The following is a 12,770-nucleotide window of genomic DNA, read 5'->3' as shown; positions in this document are numbered from 1 at the left end:
GCTGGGAGAGCGACCTATTCGGCCGATTCGTCTTCGAGCATCCGTCGAATTGCGACTTCCATCTCCTCGAACTCGGTGAGTTCGAGTTCGTCGGTGGTCACGATGACGCCGTGGTCGCCACCGACGACACGGCCGACGAACCCGTCGGAGAACACGCGGAGGGTAAATTCGTACTCACCGAAACCGGGGCCGGTGCCAGTGGGGCCGTCGGTGCGGTCGTAGGTCTCCTGCGGGCCGAACGCGGTCCGTTCGCTTTCGACGAGGTCAGCCTTCACTGCCCGCATCGATTCGTCGTCGTCGTAGAGGTCTTTCCTGACGTAGAGGACCTCGAAATCGTCACGAGTGAAGTAGACGACGCTCCGAAGCGAGTCACCGAGCGTCGTTCGGCACGAGGAGACGACTGCCGTGGCGAACGCGTCAGTTGCGATAGCTTCTGTTGTCATGTCCTCCCATAGCACTCGCCAGTATTTGGACATCTCGCCGGAGAGACGTCCTGTGAACTACGAATAGCCGTGTCTACAGACAGTCACGCAAGCCGGAATCGTGTGTCGGTCAACTCCTCGGACACGTCCCACAGTCTCGCTGCAGCTTTTGGGTCTCTGGCACGCTCACTCGGTTCTGTGACGCCCGGATAGCCACGCATTTCGAAGAGACCCTGTGGGCCGACGTACGACCCGCTTTCCACCTCTGACTCGACCGACGCGTAGAGGAGTGGGAGCGCGCCGTTCGCCGCCGACTGGGCGAAGATGGCGTTCCCGAGTTTGCTCAGTAACAGTCGAACGGTCGACCCGGTTTCTTCGGGGCCTCGAACTTGGAGATTCGTGGCGGCGTAGCCGGGATGTGCACCCACACTCGAGACGTCGTCGATACCCGAGGCGGTCAGTCGGCGGTCGAGTTCGAACGCGAACAGGAGGTTTGCGAGTTTGCTCTGCGCGTAGGCGTCCCACTCGTCGTATCGACGCTCACCGTGGAGGTCGTCGAAGTTCATCCGGCCGCGTTCGTGGAGGCCGCTCGATACCGAGACGAGACGCGTCTCCCCAGGGGTGTCTCGGAGGAGCGGAAACAACCGAGCGCTCAGTGCGAAATGTCCGAGGTGATTGACGCCGAACTGCGTTTCGAACCCCTGTTGGGTCTCTCTGCGCGGTATCGCCATCACACCTGCGTTGTTACAAAGCACGTGAAGTGACCCGTAGTCGGCCGCAAACTCGTCGGCAAACCGGTGGACTGAATCGAGGTCTGCGAGGTCGAGTTTGGCGACCGACAGCGAAGACGCCGGCACGTCGCTTCGAATCTCGGCCATCGCCGCGTTCCCTCGGTCGAGACTTCGACAGGCCATGACGACGTGAGCGCCGCTCTCCGTGAACGCTTTCGTCGCCTCGAACCCGATTCCACTGTTCGCCCCCGTGACGATGACGGTCTTTCCGGAGAGGTCGGGCACGTCGTCGACAGTCCACTCGCTCATACGTGTCGAATAGGCCCGACAGAGAAAGAACGTACTGGCGAAGAACGTAGTGGAGAAAGAACGTACTGGGGAGAGCGTAGTGGAAAAAACGCACTGACGAACGACCGCCGCGCTGGGAGTGGTCTCGTGTCGCCGTACTTGCGTATCGTGTCGCCGTACTTGCGTATCGTGTCGCCGTACTTGCTTATCGTGTCGCCGTACTCGTCTGCATCCCATCGGAGTTGAATGCCGACCCGAACCCCTCGTCGTCCAGGAGAATGATGCCGGCAGACGACCCGGTGAGCTCACCGAACTCCTCGATAGCGAGGTCCGCAGCGGTCTGTGCGTCACAGCCACGTTCGAGATGTCGGACTGCCCGTCGAGCGAGCGTCACGCGAGCGATATCCTCACCCGCACCCGTCGTCGACGCTCCACCGGCCGGCGACGCATAGAAGCCAGAGCCGATTTGCGGCACGTCACCGACTCGGCCAGCGAGCGCGAACCATCGCCCGCCGGTCGAAGTCGCCGACGCGAACGTGTCGCCGTCGGTTGCGACTGCACCCACTGTGTCGTGGCCGGGAAGGCGAGCATCGCGAGGCGAGTGGGCACTGCCTGCCGAGGTTCCCTCGGATTCGTCGTGGTCGGGACGGTGAGCGTCCTTCGCCGAGAGGTGCCCATCGCTCGCTTCTGCTGTCGGGTCGCTCGTACTGCCGCCGAATCGGTCTGCGAGCCAGTCGAGGTGTTCTCGTGGTGACCCATCGGGGGCGTCAGCGGCCTCCCATCGCGCTCGCGTCTCGTCGGTGAAGAGGTCGACGTCAGTCTCGACACCAACGTCTGCAGCGAACTCGACTGCCGGGTCGCCAGCCAACAGCACGTGTGGCGTCTCTTCGAGGACCGCTCGGGCGACGGAGACAGCGTGTTCGACGCCTTCCATCCCCGACGCGGCACCGGCACGTCGGTCACTCGTCATCGTGCCTGCGTCAGTCCTGACGACACCGTCGGACTGAACAGCACCGCCGACGCCCGCGTTGAATCGACGGTCGGATTCGAGTACCCTGATGGCAGATTCGACGGCCGACAGTGGGTCCGATTCTGCGACACCTGCTGCGGCCGCCTCGTCCAGGACTGCCTGCCTCGGTTCCGGTTCGTCGGGTGCTCCACCGGCGCCCCCGTGAACGATAATTCGCATACGTTGGTTCACTCGGAGGGCGTGGGTAAACGTGTCGACAGGCGACGAGAGTCGGTGAATATTGCAGAACGAGCGGGAGAACGGCAGGACTTTTACACCGCGATGAAAACTCCTGATTGTTCATGAGTTACGACCAGATTGAGGTTCCTGAAGACGGCGAGAAGATTACGTTCGAGGACGGCGAGCTCTCTGTCCCCGACAACCCGATTATCCCCATCATCCACGGTGACGGAATCGGAACGGACGTCGGCCCCGCCGCACAGAAGGTTCTCGACGCTGCTGCCGAAGCAACCGGTCGCTCTGTATCCTGGATGCGCGTCTACGCCGGCGCGTCCGCCCGCGACAAGTACGACGAGAACCTCCCCGAAGACACCGTCAGCGCCATCCGCGACCACCGTGTCGCCATCAAAGGCCCGCTCACGACGCCTGTCGGTGCAGGCTTCCGCTCGCTGAACGTCGCGCTCCGCAAGAAGCTCGACATGTACGCGAACGTCCGCCCGACCTACCACCTCGACGGCGTCCCGTCGCCCGTCAAGAACCCGTCGGCGATGGATATGGTCACGTTCCGTGAGAACACCGAGGACGTCTACGCCGGCATCGAGTGGGAAGCCGGTACCGACGAAGTCCAGCAGGTCAAAGAGTTCGTCGAAGAGGAGATGGGCGCCACGGGCGTCATCCACGACGGCCCGGTCGGCATCGGCATCAAGCCCATCACCGAGTTCGGGACGAAGCGTCTCGTCCGCGAAGCAATCGAGTACGCCCTCGAGAACGACCGTGACTCCGTCACTCTCGTCCACAAGGGGAACATCATGAAGTTCACCGAGGGTGCCTTCCGTGACTGGGGCTACGAACTCGCCGCAGAGGAGTTCGGCGACGTCACCATCACCGAAGACGAACTCTGGGAAGAGTACGACGGCGAGAAGCCCGAGGACAAGGTTGTCGTCAAGGACCGTATCGCCGACAACATGCTCCAGCAGCTTCTCACCCGCACCGCCGACTACGACGTCATCGCCACGATGAACCTCAACGGCGACTACATGTCCGACGCCGCAGGCGCACAGATCGGTGGCCTCGGCATCGCACCCGGTGCGAACTTCGGTGAAGGGCTCTGTCTCGCAGAACCCGTCCACGGCTCTGCGCCCAAGTACGCAGGCGAGGACAAGGTCAACCCGACCGCGATGATTCTCTCCGGCCGTCTCATGTTCGAGTACATGGGCTGGAAGGACGCCGGCCAACTCATCCGCGACGCTGTCGAGAAGACCATCTCCGAAGGCGACGTCACGTACGACCTTCACCGCCAGATCGAAGGCGGCAACAAACTCGCGACGAGCGAGTACGCCGACAAGGTCGTCGAGAACATTCACGAATTGGCGTAAGCCAGCCGTATTCGACCCACGCCGGTTCCCACCGGTTTCTCTCTTCTTTCGCGCCCCGAGTCTCGACTCAGCCTCGCAGGCGACTCCACAGCGGCCGAACCACGCCGAAGACGACTGCACCAGCAGTGTCTGCCACGATGTCGGCCCACGTGTCTTCGAGATAGTACGCCGTCGTCCACTCGACCCAGAAGTCGGTGAAGAGTCGCTCGTACACTTCGAACCACGTTCCGATAGCGGCGACGGCCATCGGGAGGACGACGAGTAAGGCGACAGGTGACCTGAGCAGTCGCGGTTTGAAGACGTACAACAGGGCGGCGACACCGAACCCGGAGGCGGCGTGGACGAAGAGGTCCCACCACCAGATTCGTGTGTAGAGGTACAGTGCCATGCTCGTGAAGTGGGTGAGCGTGACGGCACCACCCCACGCCACGACGACGCTCATCTCTCGCGGACGTTCTTCCCACCGCGGTACCACCATCTGGTCCCACGCCCGCTTCAGCATTCGTGGCGTGAGCAGCGCAGTGCGCCGAGCGTGGTTACGTGTGTCTGTGTTCGAAGGCGGTGGCCGAGCGTTCCCATACGGGGACAACGGGAATCTGAGATATGTACGTTATTCAGTCGGAGCAACTGGTTCTCGGTTAATTTAATCCGAACTCGTCGAGGGAAGTGGCGTCAGCGCCGGGGTGACGCGTCACGGTCGTTCGAGTCGGCCGAGTCGTTCGAGCCAGCGCCGAGACCCGAGCGGCCACCACCATCAGACCGCAGGTTCGTTTGGGTGACCGAGGGTTGAGATTCGGTCGGAACGTCCGCTGGGGTGTCCGTCAGTCTGACCACGGCGTCGATAGCGACGAGGAAGCCGAGTCCACCGACCACGTCGACGACGAGGTCTGTGGCGGTGTCTTCGGCGTAGTACGCCGCCGACCATCCGTACCAGAAATCCTTGAAGAGGTACTCGTACACCTCGAACCCGGCACCGATGGCGAAGATGATTGCTGCGACGACGACTGGCGCGTGCGCGCCGTCGAACGTCCGCGGGAAGACGATGAAGAGGACTCCGGCGACACCGAATCCAGACAGCGAGTGGGTGAGCAAGTCCCACCACCAAATCTGGGTGTAGATACCGTATTCGAGGCCACCGAAGTGGAGTGCACTCACGAACACTGCCCAGACGCCGACGAACACCCAGACCCACGGGTTCCGTGAGAGAGACATCCGACTCATCGCCGTACGAGAGCGGGCCTGGGCGGGGTTTCGGTCGGCGGGCTGTGCGCTAGCCATAGCTGAGATACGCGGGTGGAGGGCATAGTTAGTGACTACCGTCAGCAGTCTAATTACAACCTATTGATAAATGCTTTCTCCCGCAAATCGACACGTCCGGGATTGCCAGACGTGACAGTATCGTTCGATTCGACGGTCAGTCCATCCACGGCGGGTTGTCACGGGGCGGTGAGAACACGTCGATTCCGACGACCGTTTCGTCGCCACGGTTCTCTGCACCGTGTGGTTCCCCGCCGGCGAGTGAGTAAGCGTCGCCGGGGCCGACGACTATCTCTTCGCCCTCGTCGCCCACGACGAAGGTCAACTCGCCGGCGACGATGTATCCGACCTGTTCGTGTGGGTGGTCGTGGACCGGCACCGACGCACCGGGTTCGATACGGAAGTGCTGGACGTTCATCTTCTCGCCGCCAGCGAGGAGTGCGAGAAACACGTCGTCGGCCGCTTCGGTCGGTTCTACGTCGTCGATGGAGCGTCGGTCCATGCTGACAAGGCACTCGCGGCCGAGATAAATCCGACGGGGAGGGCGCTCGAACCCGACGACCTCCCCCGAACGTTCAAACCGGATGCCGAGCAACTCACCTGCATGTACGCGGTTGTCGGGTGTACGGACTGTGCGAATATGTGGTTGCTCTCGGACCCTCGTGCGTCGAAGACGGCGACCTGTCCTCGATGTGGACGGCGACATCAGACGAAGAAACTCCGGCGGTTCTTCGAGTCTGAAGACCGGGACGCAGCGCGACAGGCGAGAGCGGCGCTCTTGGCGAAGAAACACGGCAACAGCGAAGCGTTCGCGAAGGTAGAACACGTCTCCGAACTCGGCAGACGGGCAGAGGAGTCAGGCATCGACGACAGAGAGTATCTCGAAGGGTCGGGACTCGACGCCGACGAAGTGTTCGACGCCGGCGAGCAGGCGAAACGCGGCCGAGCAGGTTCGTCTGGGTCGGTCGACAGACTGACCGTCGTCAAAGATGCGGTGCGCGACGGCGACAGACCGACGGAAGACGAAGTCGTCGCCGCCGCCACCGAACGCGGTGTTCCCGAAGAGAAGGCCAGGGACCTGCTCGAGAAACTCCGCCGTCGTGGCGACGTCTCTGAGTCGGGCGGTCGGTACCGTCTGCTCTGACGCGACGCTCGCCGCCCGATTGGCCCGCATTGGAACCGGTCAGACGGCCGGCCGCACCCTCAGAGGAAGCCGAGTAGCTTGGCGATGGTGAGCGCCGATGCGACGACGCCCAGTGTCAACTTCAAGAGTCGCAACGCGACTGCGAGGCGCTGGACCTCGTCGTACTCGTCGTCCGATTCGGGGTCGGTACTGGAGGTGGGTGCGTACATGGTGGGGAAGGGAGTGTGGACACGTCCGTCGGTGCTCTCCAGACGGACGCTCGTAAACGTACCAGTGAGACTGGATTAAAATCGAGCCACGAATGCAGAGTGAAAGTGAAGGTAATCGTCATACAGTCGATTCCACGACTTCGGGCAGTTGTGTGGGGGTTGTGACGGGAACTCGATATCGAATTCGGACTGAAAGTGAACGGCAGACGGACGAACTACCGAGAGTCGACCACTCGCTCCGAGTTCACCCGGTTGGTGTCTCGCCTCTGTCGGGGGAGTCACCGAATTCGACGGAGCTCCCACCACCGGTTCCGACTTCCGGTATCGCCTCGTCTATCTGGTCTGAGCCATCGTTCACCAGGCGTGGCATGATTTTGGTGATGAACTCGACGGTGAACACCATCAGCAACGGTCCGAGGAAGATGCCGTACCAACCGAAGAGGACCGGTCCGAGGAGGTACGCGAACATGACGAGAGCCATGTGGTACGACTTCCCCGAAAGGTACGGACGGATGTAGGTCCGGACGACGTTGTCGAAGACGAGCACCATCGAGACGAAGAATACGGCTGGAATCCAGAGGAGTTGAGCGTCGATGCTGAGCGCCTCTAACGACAGTATCCCGACGATAAACGCGTACACGACAGAGCGCCCGACGAGCGGGATGAGGGTGAACACGCCGGTGACGACTGCCAGCAAGATAGCGTACGGGATTCGTATTCCAGGTGGTGCGAAGAAATTGAACGCTGAGTAGATGATGGCCGCGAGGATGATGACGACGAAGATGGTGAGCGTGTACCCGAAGTAGACCGACGTGAGACCCTTGTCGACACTGCGGAAGTAGTCGACTGCAAGCGAGTCAGCGCCGAAGATGTTGTCTTCGAACCACCGCGATAACCGAACGTCCTCGACGAGGAGGAAGAACGCGAAGATGAGCGTCAAGAACACGTTGAACAGCGTCGTGGCGAACACACCGACGAACCCACCGAACTGCTCGACGAGTGACGAGTACGAGGGGTCCGAGAGGACGACGACGAGCAGTTCGACGGGGTCGGACGGGAGTGATTCGATCGGTAATCGAAGTCGGTCGAGGACCGCCGTCGTCAGGTCCGACGAGAGAATCTGGAGCGCTTGATTCGTCGCGACACCGAGAAACAGCAGGATGAACAGCAAGATTGGGACGATGATGAACGTCAGCGTCAGTCCCGCGACCATCGACCGCGAGGAAATGTGCCGGAGCAGTCGTCGCGTGATTGGCCGACCGACGTAGTAGGTGAACAGTCCGAAGACGACCCACCCGAGGTATCGGAATCCAACCCACGCGAGGACGCCGAGTAAGAGGAGTCCGAGGGCACCCCACCAGATGCGCGGACTCCGGAGATTCCCCACCGCGGCCTCACCGACACGTCTCACTGCCATAGCATAGCGTAGGATAGATACGAGATTAACAATTATTCACAGGAGTAATTCATTCAAAAATAGGTGAATTTCCGGGTGCGTATCGGTGGAGTTCACGTCGGTCACTGGGGGACGATAGGTGATTCGATGCTGGGCTAAGCGTTCGATGGGCCGAGTACCCCGCGGCCGAGGTTAGTTACCGCCCGAGTTCCGCGTGGGCGCTCGAGAGGTGTCGCGACGCGAGCGCAGAGAGAAGTGAGAGTTCGCCCGCGAGCGACCCGACTGCGATGCACTCTGCGAGTGCGTCTGCGTTCGACCCGGCAGGGTTGCCCCCGCCGCGGATGCCGAGGATATCGAGGCCTTCAGCCTGTGTCGGCAGTTTCGTGCCGCCGCCGACGGTCCCGACTTCGAGCGAGGCGAGCGAGACGGAGACGTAGAGGTCCCCATCCTGCACGTCTGCGGTCGTGATGGCGTTCGCGCCCTCGACGACCTGTGCTTCGTCCTGGCCCGTCGCGAGGAACATCGCGGCGACGACGTTGGCGACGTGGGCGTTGAAGCCGAGACTCGCGGCTTTCGCCGACCCGACGAGGTTCTTTCGCGTGTTGAGTTCCGCGATGGCCTCCGGCGTGGTGTGGAGTCGTTCCTCGACGATTTCGCGGGGGATGCGAACGTCGGCAGTGACGCTCCGACCACGTCCCTCGACGGCGTTGATGGCGGCCGGTTTCTTGTCGGTACAGAGGTTCCCCGAGAGGGCGACGAGCGACCCGGTTGTCTCGTCTTCGACGACTTCGCAGGCGGCCCCGGTGGCGATGGTGGTCATGTTCATCCCCATCGCGTCTTTGGTGTCGTAGCGGAACCGCAGGTAGACGGAGTTGCCGACGACGTACGGGGTTACGTCGAGGAGTTCGCCGTGGTTGGTCGTCTCCTCGGCGGCGGCTTTCAGTTTCTCGAAGTTGTCGCGAGTCCACGAGACGAGCGCTTCGGCCTCCGCGACGTCGGCGACGCGGAACACCGGCGCGCGGGTCATCCCGGATTTCAGGACGCGTGCAGTCGCGCCTCCGGCGGCGTTGATGACCGAACACCCGCGGTTGACCGACGCGAGGAGCGCACCCTCGGTGGTCGCCAGCGGGAGGTACTTCTCGTCCGAGATGGCCCCGCCGTTGACCGTCACGGGTCCGGCGACACCCATCGGCACCTGAATCGCTCCGACCATATTCTCGATGGCCGACTCTGCGACTTCGGCGGGGAAACCGTAGTTGCCGACCGAGTCGAGCGACGCACCCGACTGCTCTTCGACGAGGAGGCGGCGTGCTTCGGCAGCGACGTCGGCGTCGGCGTGTGCTTCGAGTTCGTGGAGGCGGAGTTCGCCCTCCCGAACGCGGTCTGCGAGGGACGCGGCGTCTGTCATGCTTCGACGTATTCTGGCCCTGCCCTAACGGTTTCCGGTTCTTGGCCTCGGTGAGAGGTTATCATCAGGCTGGAACGACAGAGATGGTGACGAGCGTGATGAGTCCCTCTTCGTTCTCGTCATAGTCTCGTCGCTCGATATAGTAGTACGAGCGGTCCATCACACGGAACGGACCGGCATGGTCTTCGCTTACGTCGCCGTTCTCTGAATCCCACCAGCCGACCTGAAGGAAATCTCCTTGTTCAGGAATTGGCGGCTGTGTTCCGACGAATCGGTCTATCTTCTCGCCAGTTTCGTGCTCGACTATTTGAATCCGGGTTTGGTCGATATTCTGCGGGATTTCAGCCTCCGAGAGGTCTACCGGGTTATTCATATGTAAAAGCACAACCACGATTTGTCATAAATCCCAAGTCACGTCGAAGAACACAACTGTGCTGGCCTTGAGTTCGCGATTCACCCTATCCCCACAAACTACCGCTATCAAGTCTCTCAACAGAGTCGGTCCATCGCAACGTTGCCGACACATCCCGAACGATTTTGCCCTCCCGCGTCGGGGTCGAACGTATGACTGCGGCAGCGGACCTCGTACTGACGAACGCGGAGGTACACACACTCGAATCACCGGACGAGACGCACGAAGCAGTCGCCATCCGCGACGGCGACGTCGTCCGCGTCGGCCGCGCGTACGACGTGGAACTGCTCGCTGGTGTCGAGACGCGAGTCGTCGATTGTGCCGGCCGAGTCGTCCTGCCCGGATTCGTCGACGCCCACACCCACCTCCCGAACGTCGGACGGTCGCTCGTCCACGCCGACCTCTCGAAAGCCGAGTCAGTGGACGACGCGCTCGAACTGCTCGGTGAGCGAGCGAACGAACTCGGCGACGATGGCGAGTGGATTCTCGGGTTCGGCTACGACGAGAGCACGTGGGACGAGTCACGCTACCTCACTCGCGAGGACCTCGACAGCGTCTCCGACACAGCACCGGTCGTCGCCTTCCGCGAAGACCTCCACACCGCCGGCGTCAACTCCGTCGTTCTCGACCGCTTCCGCGACGAGATGAACTCGGCGGGCGTCCAGACCGAAGATGGTGAGCCGACCGGCGTCATCGTCGAAGAAGCAATCGACGTACTCTGGGAAGCGACCGAACCGGACCGCGAAGAGATGGCCGAGCTCGTCCGCGCCGCACAGGAGTACGCAAACGCCCGAGGTGTCACCGGCGTCCACGACATGGTTCGTGGCTCTCGCGCCCCCGAGGTCTACCGTGACCTCGCCGCCGACGGCGAGTTGGACCTGCGCGTTCGCATCAACTACTGGTCGGACCACTTCGACGCCCTCCACGAAGTCGGTCTGCGGACGAACCACGGTGACGGACTCGTCAGCGTCGGTGGTATCAAGACGTTCACAGATGGTAGTTTCGGCGGCCGAACAGCCAAAGTGACCGAACCGTACGCGGACGCACCCGACGAGACGGGACAGTGGGTCGTCTCACCCGACGAACTCCACGAACTCGTCGCCCAAGCGGACGAGGCAGGCTACCAACTCACCGCACACGCAATCGGCGACGAGGCAATCGACACGGTTCTCGACGCCTACGAAGAGACGGCCGACCCAGAAACCGCACGCCATCGCGTCGAACACGTCGAACTCGCTTCCGACGAAGCAATCGAACGGTTCGCGAAGTTGGGTGTCGTCGCGTCGGTCCAACCGAACTTCCTGAAGTGGGCCGACGAAGGTGGCCTCTACGACACTCGCCTCGGCGAGCGCCGTCTGCAGACCAACCGCTACCGCGACTTGCTCGACGCCGGTGTCACGCTCGCGTTCGGGAGCGACTGTATGCCGCTTGGGCCGTTGCTCGGCGTCGACCTAGCGACCGACCACCCGAACCCGGAGCAGTCCCTGTCGGTCACCGAAGCACTCCGTGCCTACACGTCGGGTGGGGCCTACGCCGGATTCGACGAACAGAGGCTGGGAACCGTCGAACCTGGAGCGGCCGCCGACCTCGTCGTCCTCGACGAGTCGCCGTGGGGGGCCGAGTCGATTCGCGACATTGGCGTCGCGATGACGGTCGTAGAGGGTCGAGTCGTCTTCGAGGCACTCGACTGAATGGAGCGAGGCCTCCGCTCACCGGTGGCGAAATATTACGCCTACAAGACCACCGAGTTCGTCTCGTTTACGGCCGCAATCTGGATTCTGTTCGTCCGCTCTCGGGGACTCTCGTTCGCCGAGGTGGGTGCGCTCAACAGCGTCTGGTGGCTTGCACTCGTCGCCAGCGAAATCCCGACTGGATACGTCGGCGACAGACTCGGGCGACGCTCCGCGATGGCGCTCGGAACCGCCATCATCGCCGTCTCGACGGTCGCGATGGGGCTCTCCTCGACGTTTCTCCAGTTCGCCATCGTCTACGCGACGTGGGCGGTCGGCCAAACCTTTCGCTCCGGGAGCGACGACGCGTGGCTCTACGACTTACTCGACGAGACGGGCGAGACACAGGAGTTCGCCAACGTCCGTGGGCGTGCCACCGGCGTCGGCCTCGCAATCGGTGCCGTAACCACGCTCGCCGGTGGGGTAATCGCCGACGCGACGACCTACTCGGTCACCTTCTTCGCGACTGCAGGTGTGACCGCACTCGGGATTCCGGTTCTCCTCTCCGTGCCCGAGACAGGGACGACAGGAGGTGACTTCACCCCACAGAAGGCGATTCGCGTCATTCGAGAGCGACTGACTTCGCCACCGCTTCGAGGCTTCGTGGTCTACTTCGCGCTCCTCTTCGGCGTCGTCAACATGGCGTACATCTTCGACCAGCCAATCGTCCGCGACGTGGCACTCGAGTTGGGCGTTCCGGCGTCCGCGTCGAACACGGCGGTCAGCGCCTCGTACGCCGTCTTCTCACTCGCGGCGGCGGCCGCGAGTTACCGGGCAGGCTGGATACGCGACCGAATCGGGATTCGTCGGTGGTTCCTCCTCGCTCCCGTTCTCGTCGCGCTCGCGTTCGGGTCGCTTCCGCTCGTCGGCGTACTAGCCTTCCCCGCGTTCGTCCTCACCCGTGCTATCACCAACGCCTCTGTCGTCCTCGGGAATCAGTACGTCAACGACCGGGTCGACTCGGTCGGGCGGGCGACGGTGCTGTCTGCCGCCGGCATGCTCTACTCGCTCGCAGTCGTCCCCTTCGAACTCGCGGGTGGCGTGGTCGCGGACGTAATCTCACCGGCGGGTGCGCTCGCCGCCTTCGGCGGGGTTCTGCTCGTCGGTGCGGGCCTGTTGTGGGTGGTCGAGCGACCAGTGTGACCGTCAGGACTGCCTCTCTGTGGGGGGCCGTCGAACCGAAGTGAAGGGAAAACCCCTTACTTCCG

Annotated in this window: 14 protein-coding genes; 4 read left to right on the top strand and 10 right to left on the bottom strand. The window is 62.5% G+C overall.

Translation table 11 applies throughout. The annotated features are described in order from the left end of the window. Positions 1–14 precede the first annotated feature (14 nt). The 3 genes from GJR99_RS14275 to GJR99_RS14265 all read right to left on the bottom strand — a co-directional run bounded on the left by GJR99_RS14275 (position 15) and on the right by GJR99_RS14265 (position 2,630). Positions 15–443 carry a DUF7522 family protein gene (locus GJR99_RS14275; protein WP_151113293.1) on the bottom strand — a complete coding sequence of 143 codons (429 nt, stop codon included), beginning with the start codon at positions 441–443 and terminating at the stop codon, positions 15–17. A gap of 83 nt (positions 444–526) precedes the next feature. Next, complete coding sequence (locus tag GJR99_RS14270; RefSeq protein ID WP_151113291.1) at positions 527–1,462, bottom strand: oxidoreductase; 936 nt, start codon at positions 1,460–1,462, stop codon at positions 527–529. A gap of 184 nt (positions 1,463–1,646) precedes the next feature. Next, complete coding sequence (locus GJR99_RS14265; protein ID WP_151113289.1) at positions 1,647–2,630, bottom strand: isoaspartyl peptidase/L-asparaginase; 984 nt, start codon at positions 2,628–2,630, stop codon at positions 1,647–1,649. Positions 2,631–2,752: 122 nt separating this feature from the next. Here GJR99_RS14265 and icd point away from each other — a divergent pair, with 122 nt between their 5' ends. Then, complete coding sequence (icd, locus tag GJR99_RS14260) at positions 2,753–4,006, top strand: isocitrate dehydrogenase (NADP(+)) (protein ID WP_151113287.1); 1,254 nt, start codon at positions 2,753–2,755, stop codon at positions 4,004–4,006. Between the two features lie 67 nt (positions 4,007–4,073). Here icd and GJR99_RS14255 read toward each other — a convergent pair whose 3' ends face one another. From GJR99_RS14255 to GJR99_RS14245, 3 genes are all read right to left on the bottom strand, one after another. Beyond that, positions 4,074–4,484 (bottom strand): hypothetical protein, encoded by a 411-nt coding sequence (locus GJR99_RS14255; protein ID WP_394349747.1) that lies wholly within the window; start codon positions 4,482–4,484, stop codon positions 4,074–4,076. A gap of 194 nt (positions 4,485–4,678) precedes the next feature. Further along, the gene (locus GJR99_RS14250; RefSeq protein WP_151113973.1) at positions 4,679–5,227 is read right to left on the bottom strand and encodes a hypothetical protein; all 549 of its coding nucleotides are present in this window, start codon (positions 5,225–5,227) and stop codon (positions 4,679–4,681) included. A 193-nt stretch (positions 5,228–5,420) separates the two neighbouring features. After that, positions 5,421–5,765 (bottom strand): cupin domain-containing protein, encoded by a 345-nt coding sequence (locus GJR99_RS14245; protein WP_151113283.1) that lies wholly within the window; start codon positions 5,763–5,765, stop codon positions 5,421–5,423. A 102-nt stretch (positions 5,766–5,867) separates the two neighbouring features. Here GJR99_RS14245 and GJR99_RS14240 point away from each other — a divergent pair, with 102 nt between their 5' ends. Then, positions 5,868–6,407 (top strand): DUF5817 domain-containing protein, encoded by a 540-nt coding sequence (locus GJR99_RS14240; protein WP_151113281.1) that lies wholly within the window; start codon positions 5,868–5,870, stop codon positions 6,405–6,407. A 59-nt stretch (positions 6,408–6,466) separates the two neighbouring features. On the opposite strand, the gene GJR99_RS14235 is transcribed toward GJR99_RS14240, so the two are convergent. From GJR99_RS14235 to GJR99_RS14220, 4 genes are all read right to left on the bottom strand, one after another. Further along, complete coding sequence (locus tag GJR99_RS14235; protein ID WP_154326005.1) at positions 6,467–6,616, bottom strand: hypothetical protein; 150 nt, start codon at positions 6,614–6,616, stop codon at positions 6,467–6,469. A gap of 244 nt (positions 6,617–6,860) precedes the next feature. Further along, positions 6,861–8,033 (bottom strand): AI-2E family transporter, encoded by a 1,173-nt coding sequence (locus GJR99_RS14230; protein ID WP_151113279.1) that lies wholly within the window; start codon positions 8,031–8,033, stop codon positions 6,861–6,863. 175 nt (positions 8,034–8,208) lie between these two features. Beyond that, on the bottom strand, positions 8,209–9,420 hold the full coding sequence (gene hmgA, locus GJR99_RS14225) for a hydroxymethylglutaryl-CoA reductase (NADPH) (RefSeq protein WP_151113277.1): 1,212 nt from the start codon (positions 9,418–9,420) through the stop codon (positions 8,209–8,211). Positions 9,421–9,484: 64 nt separating this feature from the next. Continuing rightward, complete coding sequence (locus GJR99_RS14220) at positions 9,485–9,793, bottom strand: hypothetical protein (protein ID WP_151113275.1); 309 nt, start codon at positions 9,791–9,793, stop codon at positions 9,485–9,487. A 191-nt stretch (positions 9,794–9,984) separates the two neighbouring features. Between GJR99_RS14220 and GJR99_RS14215 the strand changes: the two genes are divergently transcribed. Together GJR99_RS14215 and GJR99_RS14210 are read left to right on the top strand one after the other, a co-directional pair. Beyond that, complete coding sequence (locus tag GJR99_RS14215; protein ID WP_151113273.1) at positions 9,985–11,523, top strand: amidohydrolase; 1,539 nt, start codon at positions 9,985–9,987, stop codon at positions 11,521–11,523. Further along, positions 11,524–12,705, top strand: a complete 1,182-nt coding sequence (locus tag GJR99_RS14210; RefSeq protein ID WP_151113271.1) for an MFS transporter — start codon at positions 11,524–11,526, stop codon at positions 12,703–12,705. The last annotated feature ends 65 nt before the right edge of the window (positions 12,706–12,770 follow it).

The organism is Haloferax marinum (assembly GCF_009674625.1).
Taxonomy (GTDB): Archaea; Halobacteriota; Halobacteria; order Halobacteriales; family Haloferacaceae; genus Haloferax; species Haloferax marinum.
The sequence above is the reverse complement of the archived record's forward strand: the minus strand, read 5'-3'. Positions and strand labels throughout refer to the sequence as shown.

What these genes read in the sequence shown, in the direction of transcription:
- GJR99_RS14210 (WP_151113271.1), top strand. Translation starts at nt 11,524, where the DNA reads ATGGAGCGAGGCCTCCGCTCACCGGTGGCGAAATATTACGCCTACAAG.
- GJR99_RS14230 (WP_151113279.1), bottom strand. Translation starts at nt 8,033, where the DNA reads ATGGCAGTGAGACGTGTCGGTGAGGCCGCGGTGGGGAATCTCCGGAGT.
- GJR99_RS14235 (WP_154326005.1), bottom strand. Translation starts at nt 6,616, where the DNA reads ATGTACGCACCCACCTCCAGTACCGACCCCGAATCGGACGACGAGTAC.
- GJR99_RS14245 (WP_151113283.1), bottom strand. Translation starts at nt 5,765, where the DNA reads ATGGACCGACGCTCCATCGACGACGTAGAACCGACCGAAGCGGCCGAC.
- GJR99_RS14250 (WP_151113973.1), bottom strand. Translation starts at nt 5,227, where the DNA reads ATGAGTCGGATGTCTCTCTCACGGAACCCGTGGGTCTGGGTGTTCGTC.
- icd (WP_151113287.1), top strand. Translation starts at nt 2,753, where the DNA reads ATGAGTTACGACCAGATTGAGGTTCCTGAAGACGGCGAGAAGATTACG.
- GJR99_RS14220 (WP_151113275.1), bottom strand. Translation starts at nt 9,793, where the DNA reads ATGAATAACCCGGTAGACCTCTCGGAGGCTGAAATCCCGCAGAATATC.
- GJR99_RS14255 (WP_394349747.1), bottom strand. Translation starts at nt 4,484, where the DNA reads ATGGTGGTACCGCGGTGGGAAGAACGTCCGCGAGAGATGAGCGTCGTC.
- hmgA (WP_151113277.1), bottom strand. Translation starts at nt 9,420, where the DNA reads ATGACAGACGCCGCGTCCCTCGCAGACCGCGTTCGGGAGGGCGAACTC.
- GJR99_RS14270 (WP_151113291.1), bottom strand. Translation starts at nt 1,462, where the DNA reads ATGAGCGAGTGGACTGTCGACGACGTGCCCGACCTCTCCGGAAAGACC.
- GJR99_RS14265 (WP_151113289.1), bottom strand. Translation starts at nt 2,630, where the DNA reads ATGCGAATTATCGTTCACGGGGGCGCCGGTGGAGCACCCGACGAACCG.
- GJR99_RS14215 (WP_151113273.1), top strand. Translation starts at nt 9,985, where the DNA reads ATGACTGCGGCAGCGGACCTCGTACTGACGAACGCGGAGGTACACACA.
- GJR99_RS14275 (WP_151113293.1), bottom strand. Translation starts at nt 443, where the DNA reads ATGACAACAGAAGCTATCGCAACTGACGCGTTCGCCACGGCAGTCGTC.
- GJR99_RS14240 (WP_151113281.1), top strand. Translation starts at nt 5,868, where the DNA reads ATGTACGCGGTTGTCGGGTGTACGGACTGTGCGAATATGTGGTTGCTC.